Consider the following 19,987-nt stretch of genomic DNA (forward strand, 5'->3'; position numbering starts at 1 on the left):
CTCTCCTCCCTTTAATTTTATATTACCATTTGCCAGTTTGATAAACCAATAAGATGTATCTGCTAGAAATATATAAAATAATATCGATTCTATTAATCATGCCTCATATTGGCTATCATTAGAATAATAAAAGATTGAAAAGAAAGGTGACTTAGCATTATGCCATTAGAAATCGTTCGAAACGATATTACGAAAATGCAGGTAGATGTTGTTGTAAATGCTGCGAATACCTCTTTACAAATGGGTGGCGGTGTGTGTGGTGCTATTTTTAGAGCAGCTGGTGCAGAGCAATTGCGAGAAGCGTGCAATGAAATTGGGCAATGTCCTGTGGGTCAGGCTGTTATCACTGAAGGTTTCCAACTTCCAGCAAAGCAGATTATTCATACAGTCGGACCAATTTGGAGAGATGGTTCGGAAAATGAAGAAGCACTTCTAAGACAATGCTATAAATCTTCATTGGTATTAGCCTCATCGAATGGTTGTGAATCCATTGCTTTTCCACTCATTTCTACCGGGATTTATGGGTATCCAAAGGAAAAAGCACTTCAAGTTGCGACTTCTATGATTAGTGAATTTTTGTTAGAGCATGAAATGCAGGTGTATATTGTGGTATATGACAAGAAGGCATTCGGGTTAAGTGAAAAGTTATTTACGTCCATACATCAATACATTGATGAACATTATGTGGAAGAACAACTCATACAGTTCGCTCGAAAACGTCTGGAACTGCGAGAAGTTCTCGAGTCGCAAGTTACTATTCAAGAAGCTTCCAAGGGGAAACCGCAAAAAAGAAGGTTAGAGGATCTTCTAGGTCAATTAGATGAATCGTTTTCGGAGCGGCTACTGCGATTAATTGATGAAAAAAAAATGACGGATGTGGAGACATATAAAAAAGCGAACATTGACCGACGCCTTTTTTCGAAGATCCGCAATTCACGCGATTACACACCACTCAAAAAAACGGTCATCGGTTTTGTCATTGCACTGGAGCTAAATTTAGATGAAACGATAGATTTGCTATCCAAAGCAGGGTATACATTGTCCCATAGTAATAAATTCGATCTCATAATTAAATACTTCATTGAAGAAGAAAACTATAACATACATGAAATAAATGAAGCGTTATTTGCTTTCGATCAAGTATTGTTAGGTGCTTAAACATGTCGCTTTTGAAGCGACCTATTTTTCAAATAAAATTGTTATCCTTAGTTTATAAAGTAAACCGGGAATAGAATCCGGAAGCTAATGGAGGATGACAAAAATGAAAAAGAACGGAACGGAATTAGTTTTTATACTAGATAAAAGTGGTTCAATGGCTGGTTTGGAGTCGGACACGATAGGTGGATTCAATGCGATGCTTGCCAAGCAAAAAAAAGAAGAGGGGGAAGCGACGATCACCACTGTTTTATTCAATCATGCCATCGAATTACTGCATGATCGTATTAATATAAGAGGAATTTCTCCCATTACTAAAATGGAATATGAAGTTAGTGGAACAACAGCATTATTAGATGCTATTGGCTCAACGATACAAAAGATTGGCAATACGCAAAAAAGAACAAATGAAGAAGAAAGAGCGGGGAAAGTACTATTTGTCATCACAACAGATGGCATGGAAAATGCTAGTTGCGAATATAATTACGATAAAATAAAGGCAATGATCTCAAATCAAAAAGAAAAGTATAGCTGGGATTTTATATTCCTAGGTGCTAATATCGATGCTATCTCAACTGCTGCAAAGTTTGGCATTCAAGAAGAACACGCTGTTGAATATCACGCTGACATAGAAGGCACGCGCGTAAATTACCAAGCAGTAAACGATGCAGTCACATCATTCCGTAAAGGTAAAAAAATAGATCGAACTTGGAAAAAAGGTATTGAAGAAAACTTTCAAAATAGAAAACAATAAAGAAAGTAAACCAAAAAACTGGAGTCATGAGTTGGTTCCAGTCTTTTGATTCAAAGTAATTTAATTAGAATACTAAAAGCGACAAAAGCATCATAATATTTGATAAAAGGAATGTGGTTGTAGTTTAAAGCGATAAAAGTAACCAATAGTTTTAGAAACTATCTATCAAAAGATGACGGAAATTCCCAAAGTCGTCGTTGGGTCTGCTATTGAATAAGGTACAAGCAATGTATATAGAAAAAAGCTCGAGAATCCATTATAGATTCTCGAGCTTTTATTCAATATGACCCCTACGGGATTCGAACCCGTGTTACCGCCGTGAAAGGGCGGTGTCTTAACCGCTTGACCAAGGGGCCAAACATATGGCGGAGAAGGAGGGATTTGAACCCTCGCACCGGTTGCCCGATCTACACCCTTAGCAGGGGCGCCTCTTCAGCCACTTGAGTACTTCCCCATATAGCTATAGTCTTGCTATTTATTCATGTAAATGTTCTTTATAAGCGGGTGAAGAGAATCGAACTCTCATCATCAGCTTGGAAGGCTGAGGTTTTACCACTAAACTACACCCGCATAAATGGTGGCTCAGGACGGAATCGAACCGCCGACACAAGGATTTTCAGTCCTTTGCTCTACCGACTGAGCTACTGAGCCTCTTCTATTTACGTTAAGCGAAGCATCGTCAGCTTGCTTATCCTAAATCACAATCTAGTAAAATATAAAATGGCGGTCCCGACCGGGATCGAACCGGCGATCTCCTGCGTGACAGGCAGGCATGTTAACCGCTACACCACGGGACCATTTGGTTGCGGGGACAGGATTTGAACCTGCGACCTTCGGGTTATGAGCCCGACGAGCTACCACTGCTCCACCCCGCGACAATAATATACTTAGAAAACAATTATAACATAAATTACATTAAGAGTTTATGTTTTTTAGAAAAAAATTAAAAGATGGAGGAGGAAGAGGGATTCGAACCCCCGCGCGGTATGACCCGCCTGTCGGTTTTCAAGACCGATCCCTTCAGCCAGACTTGGGTATTCCTCCAAGATATTGCTTGGTTGCCGTTTAACTACTAATTAATAATTGACGACATGATATATTATAAACCGGTTTGCATAAAAAAGGCAATACCTTTTTTAAAAAAAATTAAAAAAGACAAACACGAAGTATTTTAGAATCTAATTGATGGCATTAGAATAAAGAAAAAAGACACCTCCAATTCTCTTGGAGGGCACTGAAAAACTCTAGTTAGTACTTTTCATAGTAGCTATTTGTTGAATTTTTTCTTTAAATAATAGGATTTAGCGTGGCGGCAATTTTTTCTGGGACGAGTAACCGCAGGAGCACATCTTTATTGGCAAAATTATTAGAATGACACTTTTTTAGTGCCTTTATCCTCTTGTAGAATTAGAAGTGTCTCTTAGTTAATATATATTATCCGTTTATAATTTCTTCATATCCAATCATCTTATCCACATGGCTCGCAATCATAGATATAATTGCATTTGCCTCTTCCTTTTTAAAGGAAAAGGTACTTTCATCTTCGAAAAGTTCCGTGTCATCTACCCAAAGTCGGTTGACTCTTCGGAGAACTCCATCTCCATTCGCACTATCTATCCCAAATTGATAAGTTACTTCCACCTTATCTTCAATATAAAAAGCAGTAACCTCCGGTGTTTCCCATTCCACATTGATTTCTTCCAAAGTGACTTCTTCATCTAAAACTTCGTATTCATTACTATTTTCATCTACATAATACATTTCACTATCATCATCCATGAATTCATGAAACATTTCATGAACGGCATCGACTACATCAGTAATGTCATCCAAAATTATTCTTGTAGGTTGGTGGAGAGTTACATCAAAACTCTCAACGTAAAACTCTTCATTATAGGGATCGAAGAGAAGGGTGCAAAAGTAATCTCTATCTTCTTCTGTACCAACAAAAAATTCTATACGTGGATGTTTTGAACCCCGATTAATATTCATATGGCCGACTTGATCATATTCTTCACAAATCGATTCCAAATGATCTTGAAGCTCTCCAGTTACTCTGTTAAACCATTCCATGGACATGTCATTACCGCCTTTTTATCTTTTTATCTTCAGTTATGTTGTCCTAGTTTGTTCCGTTTATTACATGTAATTAAATTTATTTTTTACTAAAAATATCATATGGATAGTTTTAGTTAGATTGGAGACTCTATATTTTGTGTGACTTTATTAAAAAGAAGGAGGAATAAAAATGGCACGAAACAAACCAAAACCGGATGATCGATCAGATAATGTTGAAAAGTTACAGGATATGACGGAAAATACAATTGGAAATATGGAAGCGGCTGAAGAAGCGATGGGCTTTCTTGATGGTGATGAACGAGAGGCACTCAGACAAAAAAACGAACGTCGCAAAAAAAGTCTGGAAGGTTTTCGGCAAGAAATTTTAGATGAAGCTGCAGCACGAAAAAATGGTTATTCACAAGACGAATAGAGGGTTTAATGAGAAGTTTAAAAATATAGATGTATTTTAACCAAAGTATTAATTTGCAATACAAAATAACCTTCTATAGTAGAGAGATTCCATAGGGTCTTTTCATTTAAATAATCAAAATGGAAAAATTCTACTAGTACTAAATTAAATTTGACCGTTTGATGTGACTTCATCGAACGGTTTTTTTATATTCTCAGCGATGCTATAAGGGACCTTTTTAGTAGATTCCATATAGATAAAAACCTTCATTTGTACAATATACATTATTGTACTTACTACTCTCTTGTTAGGTAGTCGTTGCTTAATATAAAAAGTTCCAAATTATTTGACTTATCAAAATATATTGACTTCGTTGTAATGCGTAATTATAATTAAGCTACAATTTCCTTAAGACGGAATCACTTTCCGGTGATCGGAAAAAGTGAACTAAAGTCATTTACATGAAAAAGTGAAAGGAAATGCTGAGAAGGGGATATTACCGACTATTAAAATCTGAAAATACTAAACAATTAAATATTTAAATAGGGGGAATTTGCTTGTTAACAGCATGGCATAAAGAGATCGAAGAAATGTATGAACAAATGGTGGCATGGAGACGACATCTTCATGAAAATCCGGAACTTTCTTACGAAGAAGTAGAAACACCAAAAATGATTGCACAAATTCTTGAAGGTTATGGTATTTCAGTTCGTACGAAAGTAGGTGGAAGAGGGGTTGTTGGAAAGATTGAAGGGGCTAAACCAGGACCAACGATTGCTCTAAGAGCAGACTTTGACGCACTACCAATTCAAGATGAAAAAGATGTTTCGTATAAATCTAAAGTAGACGGTGTGATGCATGCTTGTGGACATGATGGACATACAGCCACATTATTAGCTGTTGCAAAAGTGTTAAATCAACATAAAGATGAACTTGCTGGAAATGTTATCTTACTTCATCAACACGCAGAGGAATCTTCCCCTGGTGGAGCATCCGAAATGATTGCAGATGGCTGCTTAGATGGTGTTGATTATGTTTTTGGTACACATCTTATGTCTGGGTTACCAGTCGGGACATACAACTGTACAAAAGGTTATGCGATGGCATCTATTGATGCATTTGAATTAAAAATTCAAGGAAAAGGCGGACACGGTGCAATGCCTCATGAAACAATTGATGCCGTAGTTGTTGGTGCTCAGGTTATTAACCAGTTGCAATCAATAATTAGCCGTCGCATCGATCCGATTAAACCAGCAGTGATCACTGTTGGATCATTTCATGCAGGAAATGCAAGCAATGTTATTGCGGATACCGCTCAATTATCTGCTACGATTCGTACGTTTGACAAAGACGTTCGTCAGTCCATTGAACATGATATTAAACAAGTTATCAAACATGTCTGTGCTTCATACGGAGCAACGTATGAACTAAAATACGAAAATGGATTTCCGTCATTATATAACCACGAACTAGAAACAGACAATGTCATTCAGTCCATTACATCAACAATTGAAGGAATTCAATTTGTGGATAGCCCACCATCTATGGCAAGTGAAGATTTTGCTTATTATGTACAAAAAGTGCCAGGAGCATTTTTCTTTACAGGTGGACGTAATGAAGCAATTGGTGCTAGTTATCCCCACCACCATCCGAAATTCGATTTTGATGAGCGGGCAATGATATATGCAGGAAAAGGGCTATTAAGCGTAGCCTACAAATATTTAGTGGAAACAGTGAAAGACAGCGTAGAGATTCATTAAATGAAAGGATGGCTTTTATGAGTGTGCATGTATTAGAGGTAAGTGAATTACAAACAGCATTTAAATTGAATGACGATGAGATTATCTCTGTCGATGAAGTGTCATTCAATTTAAAACCCGGTGAGACTATTGGTATCGTTGGTGAATCGGGTTGTGGGAAAAGCGTCACGTCCTTATCAATCATGCGACTTCTCGGTACACATGGGTACATTCGAAAAGGGTCCATTAAGTTAAATGATAAAGAACTATCGACTCTTTCAGAAGCAGATATGAGAAATATACGTGGTAATGAAATTTCCATGATTTTTCAAGAGCCGATGACCTCCTTGAATCCTGTCTTTACAATAGGCAATCAAATGATGGAAGGAATTCGCCTTTACCTGAAACTGAATAAAAGAGAAGCACGTGAATATGCGATTAACATGTTGAAAAAGGTAAGAATTCCACGCGCAGAAGAAATTATGGATGAATATCCTCACTCGTTATCAGGTGGTATGCGCCAACGTGTAATGATTGCAATGGCATTAGCGTGTAAACCAAGGGTGTTGATAGCAGATGAGCCGACGACAGCTTTAGACGTTACCATACAACTTCAAATTTTAGAGCTTATGAAAGATTTAAAAGAAGAAACGCAAACGGCAATTATGCTGATAACGCATGATCTAGGTGTAATTGCTGAAATGGCGGATAAAGTAATCGTTATGTATGCAGGGCAAGTAGTGGAGGAAACGGACGTTTTTACGTTGTTCGATGAGCCAAAACATCCGTATACAATCGGATTGATGGCGTCAATTCCGCATCTAGATAAAGAAAAAAGTGAAAAGTTATATTCTATTCCAGGTTCTGTACCGATTGCTCAAAACATGCCTAGCGGATGCCGTTTTCAAACGCGTTGCCCATATGTGACAGAAACTTGTATTGCAGATGCGCCGAAGCTTGTAGAAGTAGGTGTAGAAAAGCCACATAAAGTTCGTTGCTTTTTACATGGCATTGAACAGGTTGGAGGTGTTGTGAATGCATGAAGTATTGAAACAAAAAGATCAGACAAACACAAAGCAGCCGCTTGTTGAAATTCGAAATTTAACAAAATACTATCCTATAAAAAAAGGTATATTTTCTCGCACTGTCGGCAATGTCAAAGCCGTTGATGGATTAAACTTCGATATTTATCCTGGAGAAACACTAGCGCTCGTAGGGGAATCTGGATGTGGTAAATCCACTACTGGTAAAGCTATCGTAAAGATTGATCCTCCAACAGACGGTCAAATTATATTTGATGGGAAGGACATGGCGAATATAACAGGTGCTGAACTTCGCTCGTTGCGTACAAAGCTACAAATTATATTTCAAGACCCTTATTCATCACTCAATCCTCGGAAGCGTGTAGGTGAATTACTGGCTGAGCCTCTTCTTGCACATGGATTAGCTTCAGCTGCTGATGCGAAAGAAAAAGTGAATCGTATGTTAGAAATTGTTGGTTTAACGCCACAACATGGTCGTCGTTATCCCCATGAATTTTCCGGTGGTCAGCGCCAACGTATTGGTATCGCACGTGCACTTATTTTAAATCCTAAGCTAATTGTTTGTGACGAGCCAGTATCTGCTCTTGATGTGTCGGTACAAGCACAAGTATTAAATCTATTGAAAGATTTACAGAAAGAATTTGACTTAACCTATTTGTTTATCGCACATGGTCTTGGTGCCGTTCGCTATATCAGTGATCGTATTGCTGTAATGTATTTAGGGAAAATTGTAGAAATCGGAGAAACGGAGGAACTTTTTAGTAGCCCTCGCCATCCGTACACACAAATTTTATTGAATGCTTATCCAGTACCTAATCCACATTTTCGTAATCGAGATCGCATTGTTATCGAAGGGGATGTACCTAGCCCTATAAACCCACCTAGTGGTTGTAGCTTTCATACACGTTGTCCTTATGCACAAGATATATGTAAAGAGAAAACTCCGGAATTGCAATCAGGCCAGCATGGTGTTGCTTGTCATTTTCCACTGAATTAAGGGAGTGTAGCAATGTTCCAATATATTTTGAGAAGATTATTGATCGCAATTCCGATTTTGTTTGGTGTAACCGTCTTTAACTTTTTTATCATCAACTTGGCGCCAGGTAACCCAGTTGAAATGTTTGTTAATCCGAATATATCCGCAGAGGATATAGAGTTGAAAAAAGAAGCACTTGGGCTTAATGATCCTATATACGAGCAGTATTTTCATTGGTTAGGAAATGTATTGCATGGTGATTTTGGATTCTCTTATGCTACGCATGAACCTGTTAGTCAAATGATTTTAGAGAGAATAGGCCCTACTTTGCTGTTGATGGGTGCTGCGCTAATTTTGGCGTATATTATTTCTATTCCAATAGGTATTTTAAGCGCTTCCAAGCAATACACGTTAACAGATTATACGACAACTACATTATCTTTTTTAGGGATTTCAATCCCAGCGTTCTTTTTAGGATTAGGTGCTATTTATATTTTCTCCGTTAAGCTTCAAATTTTACCGACTGGTGGGATGACAAAGCTTGGATCAAGCGGTGGTTTTGGAGACGTTATGATGCATTTGATATTACCAGCCATTGTGCTTGCGGCAGGTATAGCAGGTAACATGGTTCGTTACGTTCGCTCGAGTATGTTAGAAGTTCTCGGACAAGATTACTTACGTACTGCTCGCGCTAAAGGTTTGAAGAATTTCGTTGTTACAAACAAACACGCTTTAAAGAATGCCATAATCCCGATTATTACAATTATCGGGATGGATGTAACGATACTCATTGGTGGAGCTGTAGTTACAGAACAAATCTTTCAATGGCCGGGACTGGGTCAATTAACCATCAAAGCGATTATGTCGCGTGATTATTCATTACTTATGGCGATTAACCTAATAGCGGCCGTTGTAGTTTTATCAGCAAACTTATTAACAGATATTATGTATGCGATTGTCGATCCACGTATTAAATACAACTAACAGTGAAAGGAGGGCCTCTACATATGTCCATGTTGAAAGAGACAACGGCTAATATCAAGTCACCGAATTCAGTGTTTCAAGACCTGGGAAAAGAAGAAACGTATTTTTATTTATTTAGAAAGAAATTCTTTAAACATAAGTTAGCTATTTTTGGTTTAATCGTTTTTACCCTTATCGTGCTAATGGCAATATTTGCACCAATAATTGCTCCGTACAATCCAACTGCGATAAATAGTGCGTTTAGTGCAAAGCCTTCTACTGATTATTGGCTAGGTACAGATCAAATTGGCCGTGACATTTTTAGTAGACTTGTTTACGCTTCACGTATTTCACTTGCAGTGGGAATAGGAGCAGTTGCCATATATGTGGTGATAGGGACCGTGCTTGGCGCTATTGCAGGATATTTTGGTGGTTGGGTTGATGGCGCTATTATGCGTATGACAGACATTTTTATGTCATTTCCATATTTAATGGTCATTTTAGTTTTAGTAAGTATTTTGGGGCCTAATATCCTCAATATTATTGCTGTTATTGGATTACTTGGCTGGCCATCTGTCGCAAGAATTGTGCGTGGAAGTGTCTTATCCATTAAAGAAATGGATTACGTGAAAGCTGGTGTTGCACTCGGCTATACTTCGCCGCGCATTATCTTTAAACATATTTTACCAAACTGTGTTGCGCCAATTATAGTAAACGCAACATTTGGTATTGCTTCAGCGATTCTACTTGAATCATCTTTAAGTTTCTTAGGAATGGGGGTACAACCTCCTACCCCAAGTTGGGGGAACATGCTTACAGAAGCCCAATCTTTAACTGTACTATCATCTCAACCTTGGTTATGGATCCCGGCAGGAGCAATGATTTTACTTGCTGTATTGTCCATAAATTTCATGGGCGATGGTTTACGCGATGCATTGGATCCAAAAAGTATTAAATAATATAAAGAGAAAGTTGGGGAAATGAATGAAAAAGGTAAAAAGGTTAAGTGTATTATTTGTACTTCTACTTGCAACACTACTAGCTGCATGTAGCGATTCAGGAAATAAGTCGTCTGATGGATCATCAAGCAAAACGTCATCAGATGGTAAAACATTATTTATCGGTTTAGTAAATCCTCCAATTAGTTTCAACCCAATTAATTCTGGAGATTTTGCATCACAATGGTTAGAAAAGTTTATGTTTGAAACATTTTTGGAAATGACTGCTCCATTAGAATTCACTCCTAAGTTAGCAGAATCTTTCGAGACGGAAGATAATCAAACATACACAATCAAGTTACAACCTAAAGCAACTTGGTCAGATGGTGAGCCGGTTACAGCAGAAGACATTGCGTTCACATTCAACTTAATTGCAAATCCCAAAACAGAAACATCAGTTGGTACAATTATATCTAATTTAGAAGGTCTTGATGAAAATGGTAAGCTTACAAACGGAGAAAAAGAAATGCCTTCTATTACTGTAGTAGATGAGAAAACGTTTACATTCAAAACAAAGCAACCAGTAGATCCAAATCTTATTAAAGAATTTATCGGTTCTCAAATTATGATCCTACCGAAGCATATACTGAAAGATGTTGCGCCAGAAGACTTAACAGCTCATCCATTTATGCAAAATCCGAATGTAACAAATGGTGCATTCAAATTTGTTAAATATGAAGCAGATCAATATGTTGAATTTGCTAAAAATGATAACTATTATGTAAGTAAACCAAAACTTGATAAAATTTTTGTTAAAATAATGCCTGCAACAAACTTAGTAGCACAGTTGCAAACAGGTGAAATTCACATGAATGCAGGCGTTGGTCTGGGTAGTATAGCAGTTTCAGACTATGATACTGTAGAAAAGATTAAAGGTATTCACACAACAGCAAATCCTGCGAATGGTTACCAAACGTTATTATTTAATACAAAGAAAATAACAGATCCAAATGTTCGAGTAGCAATCGGTCATGCTATAAATCGTGATCAAATGATTAAGAGTTTATTGCAAGGTAAAGGTGATTATGTAGATGGTCCATATCCTTCTATTAACCCATACTATGATAGTAGTATCAAAAACATTTCCTATGACCCTGAAAAAGCAAAAGAAATGTTAAAAGCAGCAAATTGGGATTTCAATACACCATTAGAAATTGCCGTGCCAGCTGGAAATAAAATGCGAGAACAGGCTGGGGCAATCATTTTGGAAAACTTAAAAGCAATTGGATTAAATGTTCAGCTTGTTACTTCGGACTTCCCAACTCATATTGCTAAAGCTCGTGAAAGGAACTATGATTTAATGATTTTAGGTTACACAACAAATATCGATCCAGATATTACCAACTATTATGGTAATGATTCACCTTTTAACTTTACTGGTTATCAAAGTGAAGAGAAAGAAAAGTTATTACTTGCAGGTAATAACGAGCCAAATCCTGAAAAACGTAAGGCAATCTACTCTAAATTACAAGCATTATTTGTAAAGGATTTACCAGTCTTCACACTTTACTCTGAATACGACTTCGCAGCTATTTCAGATAAAGTAATTAGTGCAGGACCGACATTCTTCGGTTATCATAATAATCTTCAAGATTGGGATTTATCTGATAAATAGATATGGCGCTTAATTTACTTTACGCATAATTATTTACAAAAAGAAAACCTGGAGCAATTAATTATGCTCTAGGTTTTCTTTTTTATTTTTAACGATAAATCAATTAAAAAATCATAGTCAGTTCGTTTTTGGTCAAACTAAGAGAAAGAAAATTTGGCAAGAGGTGATATGCATGATAATTGAAAAGTCGAATGAGTGGAAAGAGGGATTTATAAAAAGATTAGAGAATGTGGAACCTTGGGATAATTGGACACTATACAAGATGAGTTACGACGTAGTTAAAACTAACTTGATTGCAGACTTCACCGGGCTTCAATCTCCCAAATATTTACCCAACTTAACTCCTCTTACCCATCAATTAGAAGTGGCTGAAACGGTTATAGAAAGGATGAATGGAAAAGCAATTCTTGCAGACGAAGTTGGGCTTGGTAAAACTATTGAAGCGGGTTTGATACTAAAGGAGTATCTCGTTCGAGGACTAGTGAAAAAAGCGTTAATTTTGTCTCCAGCTTCACTTATCACTCAATGGGTGGAGGAACTGAACTATAAATTTTACATTCCTGCGATACCCTATAAAAAAAATACCCCCATTGACTATTATGATGTTGTCGTAATGAGTATGGATACTGCAAAGAGAAATCCGCATAGAGAACTCATATATGCGCAAGAATACGACATGATAATCATTGATGAAGCGCATAAGCTAAAAAATCATAAAACGCAAATCTACGAGTTTGTTCAAAGTTTAAAGAAAAAGTTTTGTTTGTTGTTAACTGCCACGCCTGTGCAAAATAATGTTTTTGAGTTGTTTTTTCTCATTTCTTTACTAAAACCAGGGCATCTTGGGAATTACGAGACGTTTCAATCTTCATTTTCTGCTAGCAAGCATAGTTTAGAGCATGAAGATTATTTGAAAGAATTGGTAAATCAAGTGATGGTTAGAAATAGAAGACAAAACACTGGCATTGAATGGACTAATCGTTGTGTTCAAATAATCCCAATCCAGTTTACGAAAGAAGAAAAAGAAGTCTATGATTTGATTTTGGGACTTAAAGATGTTTCCCCTGTTTTTTCTGGTGCCTTTTCTATGATTACACTGCAAAAGGAAATGTGTAGCAGCAAGGAAGCTACATACTTGACTTTAAATAAAATGCGTCAAAAATGTGTGGGAACAAAAGAGAATGAATACGTGGAGGAAATCATTCAAAAATTGATGGCATTGGAAAAAAACTCGAAAGCAGAAAAAGTGTATGAAATAATTTCAGAAGCAAATGATAAGGTCATTATTTTTACTGAATATAAAGCAAGTCAAGCATACTTGCAGTGGTTTTTGAATTCAAAAGGAATAACAAGTGTTCTCTTTAACGGACAATTCAATAAAAATAAACGAGACTGGATGAAGCATTTATTTAAAGAACAAGCGCAGGTGCTCATTGCAACGGAATCTGGAGGAGAAGGGATTAACCTTCAATTTTGTCACCATGTCATCAATTATGATTTGCCTTGGAATCCAATGAAATTAGAACAACGAATTGGACGGGTCCACCGGTTAGGGCAAGAGCATGATGTTCATATATATAATCTAGCGGTCGATAACACCATCGAAAAAGATATATTGGACTTGCTCTATGTGAAGATTGATGTTTTTGAAAAAGTTGTGGGGGAGTTAGACGATATATTATCTGCGTTCAAAAAATCGATTTGAGGAGGATAAACATGTACCCACAACAAGTGCACGGTTATTTACAAACATTCTTTAAAGAAAATAATTGCGATATTATGCATGGTAATGACCACTATATTACCGTCCAATTAACGATCGATATGGATAAAAAAATTATGAACCGCCCTTACTATTGGCAATACTTAGAAAGTACTAATGGGGTTCCAAGTCCAGCCAAATTAACTTTAATTACCGATCAAAATAAGTTGGATGAAGATATTAAAGGAGAAATCGTGCACTTTGGTTCTCCCAGACTCAATCAATTGTTTCGAGTAACTAAAGAGCTAGGTGCCTTTGTTCAAATGTTTGAAAAGGTAGATAAAATGGAAACTAGAGTTATTTTAACACCATGGCTAGGGGTGAATTATAAAATATCATATTACAGCGACCAAACAAAAGAAATACTCTACTCTTTAGGGATTAATCTAATGACAGGAGTCATTCAAGAAGGATTTCAGGAATCTATAAATGACTTGGTCATGGATGAGTATATGTCTAAAACCGTCTTTCATTTGCCTTATATTATTAAACCTCTCCGTGCTTTGGAACGATTAGATACTGTAATAGAAAATTTCATTCGGCAAGACGATCATACATGGGCGGAAGAAGCAACTGAGAGATGGCGTAAGGATCTTCATGTATTGGAGCATTTCTATGAAGAGGTAGTAGACAAGCCTGAATGTTACGAGATGGAAAAAAAAGCAATGGAGGAACAGTACAAAGTAAGGATAAAGGTGGAAGTAATAAACGGCGGACTATTTTATAAGAAATAGGAGGAGGTTGGCTAATGTCCATCCTCTATTTAGAGAGAAGTGAGTAAAAAATAGAGAATCGGATGATCGGCACTGAATGGGACCGTTTATAGGAGGTGCTCACAAAACAGGTCATACGATCATTTCGACACGATGCCTCAATGATCGTATGTTCTGCATAGTAGCTGATGCTTTTTCCGTACTAAATTATCTCGTATTTGGTAGCAATTTGTTCAATAGTATGGCTGCTATAGCAGCTACTGCAACAGGCGAACTAAATACATATTGTAATGTGTTAGGTAAAGTATATAAAAAATCTTTTGGAATTAGCGTTAAAGCTAGTGTTAATATCATTGGCACCGCAATGACATACATTTCTTTCTCGCTTATTACCTCGTTTTTCATTACCTTTAAACCACTAATCGCAATCACGCCACAAACGATGACGAAAACCCCGCCGATGACAGCAGATGGAACTGCAGAGATTAAGGCAGATAACTTACTTGAAAAACCGAATAACACAAACCATGCTCCAGCAGCGATAAAGACACGACGACTAGCAACACCAGTGATGGAAATAATCCCAGCATTAGTTGAGTATCCAGTAACAGGAGTTGTCCCCAATAAAGAAGCGATTAGACAGCCGATGCCTTCGCCAATTACGCCGCGGTTAATATTTTTTTCTGTTAACGGCTTGTCTATGACATTACTCACGGCAAACCATGTGCCAGTTGTTTCTGCCATTAGAACAATATATATAATAACCATCGTAATAATTGCAGATGGATTAAAAGAAAAGTTAAAATCGACAAAAGGGATTTGTGGTAAGCTAAACCATTTTGCATCTCCGACAGCAGATAAATTCAATACTCCCATAAAGTTTGCTGCAATACACCCTACGATTAAAGCGACAATAACGGAAGTAATTCGAAAAACTCGGCCTTTCTTTCCGAACAAAGATCCTAACATTACACATAAAATGAGCACAGCACCTGAGATAAGCGCTAAATAGATATTTTGTGCAACAATAGCACCAGCTGCATTGTAAATATTATCATTTAATGCGACTGGCATTAACGAAAGTCCGACTACGAAAATGATTGTCCCACCAACGATGGTTGGCACAAAGGTCTTAACCAATTTATTGAAAATACCTGTAAAACCTAAAATGATAACTAGAATAGAAGCGATTAAGCTAGCACCTAAAACAGTACCCCAACCATTTATACCACCACCACTAGCTGCATAGATACCTACAATAGCGCCAATTGGGATAAAAGAAGGACCTTGGGCCACTGGTAACTTCATACAGAAATAAGTTTGCACAATTGTTGCAATTCCGGCGGCGATAAAAGTAGACTGTATCAACGCTGTTGATTGACCAGACTGTAAAGAGATTAGCATGGCAATGATGAAAGGTACCACGTAAACGTCCATCGCAAGTACATGTTGTAAACCAAGTAAAGTGGATTGACCTAGTGAAACTTTTTCATCAGGACCAACCGTTAGTCGTGGATTATTATTGTGAGCTTGTTTATGTGTAGGTATTTCCATTGGTAATGAGCACCTCCAATTTTTTTTGTATTACGAACGTGAGTGAACTTTTTCTCCTTGAATCCATACTTCGCGAATATTTTCTGGTCGAACAAGATACATTATTTTTTGGAACACATCGTTTATGTCTTCATGCTCGTTAAAAATAGGTAGTTTTGAAGATGCTATTTTGGTATCAATAATTTGTACATCCCAAGTATAGTTTTCTGCTAAACGGCCGATTGGTAAGCTTAAACTTTCACCCCCACCGGCAGTCGCGTAATAGAATGCTTCATTTATCGTGATACGTGAAGCGGGCACACCTCGAACTTCAGTCGGAAGAGCTGGATTGACTCCATCTTCTAACATTCTGGAAGACATCACAGCTTGTCTTACATTATCGAAAAGACTTGGAGAAAAACCACCGGAAATATCGGATCCTAATCCGACCTCTACTCCTTTAAAATGCAAATGAGCAATAGGAATAACGCTATTGGCAAAGTAAGCATTGGAAATTGGACAATGGGCAATGGCGGTTCCTGTTTCTGCAAATAAATCCGCATCGTCCTCATCTAAGAAATTACAGTGCGCCATTACGGACTTATCGCGTAATAGACCAAAATCATTCAATGCAAAGGCATCGTTCTTTTGAAAACGTTCTTTCACATAACTATGTGCCCAGTCACTTTCGCTACAGTGCGATTGAACATACGTATCGTATTTGGCAGCAAGTTCTCCTAAACCTTTTAAACCTTCTTCAGTACAGCTTGGAATAAAGCGAGGAGTGACTACTGGGTATACCCCTTGTTTAGTCGATTTTGCTAATTCTTTGACAGCTAAAATAAATTCTTCCGTATCAGCTAATGCAGTTTGAGTATCTGCATCCCGATAAAATGTTGGATTTTGTGCAGGGTCATCCATTACAACTTTTCCAACTAGACCGCGTTGCCCTTTTTCCGCACAGATTTCAGCTAGTAATAAACTTGCTTCTTTATGGACAGTTGCAAAATAAAGTGCCGTCGTAGTTCCGTTTGCGAGCAAAGTACTTACTACGTCTTCGTAGACGTTTTTTGCAAAAGCTAAATCTGAAAACTTAGACTCAAGTGGGAATGTATACGTATTTAACCAGTCATAAAGTGGAATATCTAATGCAGTTCCGGATTGTGCCCATTGCGGCGCGTGTACGTGCAAATCCACGAAACCTGGTAAGAAATATTGACCTTCTTCTAAACGATGAAAGTTTTCTTTTCCTTGATAAGTGTCTAATAAGTCTTGATAGACTGTATCCTCTGGAGCGACTATTTTTTCAATCATTCCGTTGCTATTAATGCAGAATAGGCAATCATAAAGAATTTCTACTTCTTTTGGTGATTTACTTGTAAAAGCAGTCCCTTGAAAAATTTGCGTATATTCTCTCATAAATTCCACCTTAATGTTCGTATTTTGAAATCATATTCGCTATTATAGAGCAAAATAAATATAGAGTATAGATAATAAGCGAATAATTTTTGAATTATATTTTATAATGTTTGTGTTTTGTAATATTTTTAGAAAATACTTGAATTAATTGAAGGTAATTATAACTTAATTATTATAATTATTAGATTATTATTCTTTTTATGGTCCTTTTTAGGTATAATTTAAATTAATTTATAGAAATTAGGTAATTTTGAGGGATTGAATGTTACTTCGATTTGCAAAGCGAAACGCTAGCTGAAGAATATGATTGAGACTGAATTAGGAGTGAATCAATTGGAATTACTTATAATTAGACATGGACAATCGGAAGCGGATTTACTAGGGGTACACGAAGGTAGAGCGGATTTTCCTTTAACAGAGCTTGGAGAGCAGCAAGCAAAAAGGCTGTCTGATTATGTATCTACAAATTTTTCGCCTGACATTATTTTAGCAAGTCCGTTGAAAAGAGCGAAAAGAACGGCTGTCATTTTAAAAGAAGCAATCGGATGTGAATTAATTGTAGAAAGTGACTTAATGGAATTTAATAATGGTGTGCTTGCGGGGCTTTCCAGAGAAGAGGCGGCTGTTAAATATCCATTACCCCCAAATGGGAGACCAGCTCATATACCAATTGAAAATGGCGAGTCAGACTTGGAATTTCGTTTTCGAGCAGAAAGGATTTTTCATAAAGTTATTTTTGACTACAGAGATTATCAAAGAGTGGCGATTGTCTCTCATGGCGGTTTAATCTCACATTTGCTTAAAGCATTTCTTCGTCAACCGAATGCCAGTGATTTTGCATTTGCTACAGGTGATACTGGTATTCATTTATTGGAGATAAAAGAGAATGTGAGCGTTATAAGGTTTCTGAATAGACAGGAACACTTAAACTAAAAAAAGGGGTGTAAGTTATTTATTTACTACGTGAGTTAATTTCATAAATAGCATTAAATTATTTAAACACGAACAATTCTTAATTTCTTAATTGATTAGAACGACAGGCGGCGACTCCAGTGGGATGAGTGAGACAGATGCGACATTACAAACGACGCGAATGCGGCGGTGATGGCTCATCTCTCACGCCGTGGAAAGCGTTTGCCTATAGCGGAAATCATGCTGATTTATGAAGAGTATATTATACATATTCTCACATTTCACTTTAATATTGTTCGTGTTATTTGCTCTAAATTGGAATTATGAAGTTGATTCACGTACTTAGTGCATGTAAATGCCTTTGAAAAGCCTATAATTTATTCCATTAATGAAAATATTACAATTGTATCAATGTGTCGAACTTTGTCATTTAATTGATATCTCCTTCACACGAATCTGCAATAGTCCTGTCATCTTTGGATGGTAAACTAGTTTTGTTAGTGAAAAGGAGGAAATTCATCTTATGAAAAAACACATTATTGCACTAACGGCAATCGTAACACTATCAGTAGGAGTGGTGGGACAAGCTTCCGCAGCAACTGTTCATACGGTAGAAAAAGGAGATACACTTTGGGCTATTTCGAAAGAAACAAATGTAAGTGTACAAGATTTGCAAGAATGGAACGGACTTGATACAACAGTTATATATCCATCTCAACAGTTAAAGGTAGAAGAAACCACTGATACATATAAAGTTGTCTTAGGAGATACACTTTTTGATATTGCGAAAGAACATAATTTATCTGTCGTTGATTTAATGGATCGCAATCACCTTACAAGTGATTTAATCTTTCCAGGAGATGAATTAGTCTTTGAAGGCACAAAAACAAGTCAGCCTAAAAAAAGTGTAGTTTCCGTACCTACGACTCATCAATCTGATACAACTAAACCAGCGATACAACCAGTGGTAAAGCCAGTGGCTAAACCAGCTGCACAACCTGTGACAAAAACTGCTGTTCAATCTAAGTCAATAGCAAAAGAGATAACTGTTTCTTCAACAGCGTATACAGCATCTTGTGTAGGATGTTCGGGAGTAACATCGACAGGTATAGATTTACATGCAAATCCGAACAAAAAAGTCATTTCTGTAGATCCGACTGTAATTCCACTAGGTTCAAAAGTCTGGGTAGAAGGCTATGGGGAAGCGATTGCCGGAGATACGGGAGGATCAATTAAAGGAAATAAAATAGATATTTTCTTTCCAACAAAAGAATCAGCGCTCAATTGGGGCCGCAAAACGGTTAAAGTAAAAATTTTAAATTAAAAATCAAGAAAAATTATCCTATATAACATGCTCTAAAAACAAGAATCATTTGTTTTAGAGCATGTTATTTTTGTGTGGAGTAAAATGTAAGGACATATGTCCTTTCCAAAACGGATGGATCTATCTTTAAATAGAGATAACAAGTCGAATGGGGGAAATGCAAAATGAAAGGGATCTTCTTCGCGTTATTAGGTGGTGCATTTATTACTTTGCAAGGTGTTGCTAATGCCCGAATTAGTCAAGATATTGGTACGTGGCAGACGGCAGCAATTACACAATTTACTGGGTTTGTGCTAGCTTTGTTCATCGTGTTGTTCGTACGTGATGGCAAGTGGCAAATGTTAAAGCAAGTGAAACCGTTATATTTAACTGGTGGGGCCATGGCCGCAGTTATTATTTTTAGTAATATTACAGCTATTCATCAAATTGGCGTAACGCTTACTATATCTGCAGTTTTAATTGCCCAACTAAGTTTGACGTTTGTCATTGATATTAATGGTTGGTTTGGTGTAGGTAAGCAGCAGATGAAATTACCCCAGTTTATCGGTATGGGAATGATGGTAGCTGGTGTTGTGATGTTAGGACTTTAAATGGCTAGCAAGGAGGCGAAA

At 37.0% G+C, this 19,987-nt stretch carries 16 protein-coding genes, 7 tRNA genes and 1 pseudogene; 14 read left to right on the forward strand and 10 right to left on the reverse strand.

The window, feature by feature from the left end:
- The first annotated feature begins 159 nt into the window (after nt 1-159).
- Together ACEPXG_RS01565 and ACEPXG_RS01570 are read left to right on the forward strand one after the other, a co-directional pair.
- Complete coding sequence (locus ACEPXG_RS01565; protein ID WP_391206740.1) at nt 160-1,158, forward strand: macro domain-containing protein; 999 nt, start codon at nt 160-162, stop codon at nt 1,156-1,158.
- Between the two features lie 103 nt (nt 1,159-1,261).
- Nucleotides 1,262-1,909 (forward strand): vWA domain-containing protein, encoded by a 648-nt coding sequence (locus ACEPXG_RS01570; protein ID WP_391206742.1) that lies wholly within the window; start codon nt 1,262-1,264, stop codon nt 1,907-1,909.
- Nucleotides 1,910-2,193: 284 nt separating this feature from the next.
- On the opposite strand, the gene ACEPXG_RS01575 is transcribed toward ACEPXG_RS01570, so the two are convergent.
- The 8 genes from ACEPXG_RS01575 to ACEPXG_RS01610 form a co-directional block, all read right to left on the reverse strand.
- Nucleotides 2,194-2,265, reverse strand: a tRNA-Glu gene (locus ACEPXG_RS01575).
- 7 nt (nt 2,266-2,272) lie between these two features.
- Nucleotides 2,273-2,363 (reverse strand) — tRNA-Ser (locus ACEPXG_RS01580).
- 45 nt (nt 2,364-2,408) lie between these two features.
- Nucleotides 2,409-2,479, reverse strand: a tRNA-Gly gene (locus tag ACEPXG_RS01585).
- 5 nt (nt 2,480-2,484) lie between these two features.
- Nucleotides 2,485-2,560: transfer RNA gene (locus tag ACEPXG_RS01590), tRNA-Phe, on the reverse strand.
- 70 nt (nt 2,561-2,630) lie between these two features.
- Nucleotides 2,631-2,706: transfer RNA gene (locus ACEPXG_RS01595), tRNA-Asp, on the reverse strand.
- A 3-nt stretch (nt 2,707-2,709) separates the two neighbouring features.
- Nucleotides 2,710-2,784: transfer RNA gene (locus tag ACEPXG_RS01600), tRNA-Met, on the reverse strand.
- A 76-nt stretch (nt 2,785-2,860) separates the two neighbouring features.
- Nucleotides 2,861-2,953, reverse strand: a tRNA-Ser gene (locus ACEPXG_RS01605).
- Between the two features lie 390 nt (nt 2,954-3,343).
- Nucleotides 3,344-3,988 carry a hypothetical protein gene (locus tag ACEPXG_RS01610; protein WP_391206745.1) on the reverse strand — a complete coding sequence of 215 codons (645 nt, stop codon included), beginning with the start codon at nt 3,986-3,988 and terminating at the stop codon, nt 3,344-3,346.
- Nucleotides 3,989-4,157: 169 nt separating this feature from the next.
- Between ACEPXG_RS01610 and tlp the strand changes: the two genes are divergently transcribed.
- The 9 genes and pseudogenes from tlp (at nt 4,158) to ACEPXG_RS01655 (ending at nt 14,209) form a co-directional block, all read left to right on the forward strand.
- Complete coding sequence (gene tlp / locus ACEPXG_RS01615; RefSeq protein ID WP_391206748.1) at nt 4,158-4,400, forward strand: small acid-soluble spore protein Tlp; 243 nt, start codon at nt 4,158-4,160, stop codon at nt 4,398-4,400.
- Nucleotides 4,401-4,936: 536 nt separating this feature from the next.
- Entirely contained in the window at nt 4,937-6,139 is a 1,203-nt protein-coding gene (locus ACEPXG_RS01620) for a M20 family metallopeptidase (protein WP_391206751.1), read from the forward strand.
- A gap of 17 nt (nt 6,140-6,156) precedes the next feature.
- The gene (locus tag ACEPXG_RS01625; RefSeq protein ID WP_391206754.1) at nt 6,157-7,161 is read left to right on the forward strand and encodes an ABC transporter ATP-binding protein; all 1,005 of its coding nucleotides are present in this window, start codon (nt 6,157-6,159) and stop codon (nt 7,159-7,161) included.
- Nucleotides 7,154-8,158, forward strand: coding sequence for an ABC transporter ATP-binding protein (locus ACEPXG_RS01630; RefSeq protein ID WP_391206757.1), 1,005 nt, complete (start codon nt 7,154-7,156; stop codon nt 8,156-8,158). Before ACEPXG_RS01625 ends, ACEPXG_RS01630 begins: the two co-directional genes overlap by 8 nt.
- Before the next feature lie 12 nt (nt 8,159-8,170).
- Nucleotides 8,171-9,121 (forward strand): ABC transporter permease, encoded by a 951-nt coding sequence (locus ACEPXG_RS01635; protein WP_391206760.1) that lies wholly within the window; start codon nt 8,171-8,173, stop codon nt 9,119-9,121.
- Between the two features lie 29 nt (nt 9,122-9,150).
- Nucleotides 9,151-10,059 carry an oligopeptide ABC transporter permease gene (opp4C, locus tag ACEPXG_RS01640; RefSeq protein ID WP_391209726.1) on the forward strand — a complete coding sequence of 303 codons (909 nt, stop codon included), beginning with the start codon at nt 9,151-9,153 and terminating at the stop codon, nt 10,057-10,059.
- Nucleotides 10,060-10,084: 25 nt separating this feature from the next.
- The gene (locus tag ACEPXG_RS01645) at nt 10,085-11,713 is read left to right on the forward strand and encodes an ABC transporter substrate-binding protein (protein ID WP_391206763.1); all 1,629 of its coding nucleotides are present in this window, start codon (nt 10,085-10,087) and stop codon (nt 11,711-11,713) included.
- Between the two features lie 172 nt (nt 11,714-11,885).
- Nucleotides 11,886-13,473 (forward strand): annotated as a pseudogene (locus ACEPXG_RS01650) (DEAD/DEAH box helicase).
- Nucleotides 13,430-14,209, forward strand: coding sequence for a YqhG family protein (locus ACEPXG_RS01655; RefSeq protein ID WP_391206766.1), 780 nt, complete (start codon nt 13,430-13,432; stop codon nt 14,207-14,209). Before ACEPXG_RS01650 ends, ACEPXG_RS01655 begins: the two are co-directional and overlap by 44 nt.
- Before the next feature lie 186 nt (nt 14,210-14,395).
- Here ACEPXG_RS01655 and ACEPXG_RS01660 read toward each other — a convergent pair whose 3' ends face one another.
- Together ACEPXG_RS01660 and guaD are read right to left on the reverse strand one after the other, a co-directional pair.
- A complete protein-coding gene (locus ACEPXG_RS01660) occupies nt 14,396-15,742 on the reverse strand; it encodes a uracil-xanthine permease family protein (protein WP_391206768.1) in 1,347 nt (448 codons plus the stop codon).
- Nucleotides 15,743-15,772: 30 nt separating this feature from the next.
- Entirely contained in the window at nt 15,773-17,140 is a 1,368-nt protein-coding gene (guaD, locus tag ACEPXG_RS01665) for a guanine deaminase (protein WP_391206771.1), read from the reverse strand.
- 333 nt (nt 17,141-17,473) lie between these two features.
- Here guaD and ACEPXG_RS01670 point away from each other — a divergent pair, with 333 nt between their 5' ends.
- From ACEPXG_RS01670 to ACEPXG_RS01680, 3 genes are all read left to right on the forward strand, one after another.
- Nucleotides 17,474-18,073 carry a histidine phosphatase family protein gene (locus ACEPXG_RS01670; protein ID WP_391206773.1) on the forward strand — a complete coding sequence of 200 codons (600 nt, stop codon included), beginning with the start codon at nt 17,474-17,476 and terminating at the stop codon, nt 18,071-18,073.
- A 502-nt stretch (nt 18,074-18,575) separates the two neighbouring features.
- Nucleotides 18,576-19,376, forward strand: a complete 801-nt coding sequence (locus ACEPXG_RS01675; protein WP_391206776.1) for a LysM peptidoglycan-binding and 3D domain-containing protein — start codon at nt 18,576-18,578, stop codon at nt 19,374-19,376.
- Nucleotides 19,377-19,540: 164 nt separating this feature from the next.
- On the forward strand, nt 19,541-19,966 hold the full coding sequence (locus ACEPXG_RS01680; RefSeq protein WP_151698570.1) for a DMT family transporter: 426 nt from the start codon (nt 19,541-19,543) through the stop codon (nt 19,964-19,966).
- Nucleotides 19,967-19,987 lie beyond the last annotated feature (21 nt).

The sequence above is a fragment of the Psychrobacillus sp. L4 genome (assembly GCF_042944905.1).
Lineage (GTDB): Bacteria > Bacillota > Bacilli > Bacillales_A > Planococcaceae > Psychrobacillus.

Excerpts from the sequence above, each read along its gene's own strand:
- ACEPXG_RS01660 (WP_391206768.1), bottom strand. The coding sequence starts at position 15,742 with ATGGAAATACCTACACATAAACAAGCTCACAATAATAATCCACGACTA.
- ACEPXG_RS01565 (WP_391206740.1), top strand. The coding sequence starts at position 160 with ATGCCATTAGAAATCGTTCGAAACGATATTACGAAAATGCAGGTAGAT.
- ACEPXG_RS01630 (WP_391206757.1), top strand. The coding sequence starts at position 7,154 with ATGCATGAAGTATTGAAACAAAAAGATCAGACAAACACAAAGCAGCCG.
- ACEPXG_RS01610 (WP_391206745.1), bottom strand. The coding sequence starts at position 3,988 with ATGTCCATGGAATGGTTTAACAGAGTAACTGGAGAGCTTCAAGATCAT.
- opp4C (WP_391209726.1), top strand. The coding sequence starts at position 9,151 with ATGTTGAAAGAGACAACGGCTAATATCAAGTCACCGAATTCAGTGTTT.
- ACEPXG_RS01645 (WP_391206763.1), top strand. The coding sequence starts at position 10,085 with ATGAAAAAGGTAAAAAGGTTAAGTGTATTATTTGTACTTCTACTTGCA.
- ACEPXG_RS01655 (WP_391206766.1), top strand. The coding sequence starts at position 13,430 with ATGTACCCACAACAAGTGCACGGTTATTTACAAACATTCTTTAAAGAA.
- ACEPXG_RS01625 (WP_391206754.1), top strand. The coding sequence starts at position 6,157 with ATGAGTGTGCATGTATTAGAGGTAAGTGAATTACAAACAGCATTTAAA.
- ACEPXG_RS01675 (WP_391206776.1), top strand. The coding sequence starts at position 18,576 with ATGAAAAAACACATTATTGCACTAACGGCAATCGTAACACTATCAGTA.
- tlp (WP_391206748.1), top strand. The coding sequence starts at position 4,158 with ATGGCACGAAACAAACCAAAACCGGATGATCGATCAGATAATGTTGAA.
- ACEPXG_RS01680 (WP_151698570.1), top strand. The coding sequence starts at position 19,541 with ATGAAAGGGATCTTCTTCGCGTTATTAGGTGGTGCATTTATTACTTTG.
- ACEPXG_RS01635 (WP_391206760.1), top strand. The coding sequence starts at position 8,171 with ATGTTCCAATATATTTTGAGAAGATTATTGATCGCAATTCCGATTTTG.
- guaD (WP_391206771.1), bottom strand. The coding sequence starts at position 17,140 with ATGAGAGAATATACGCAAATTTTTCAAGGGACTGCTTTTACAAGTAAA.
- ACEPXG_RS01570 (WP_391206742.1), top strand. The coding sequence starts at position 1,262 with ATGAAAAAGAACGGAACGGAATTAGTTTTTATACTAGATAAAAGTGGT.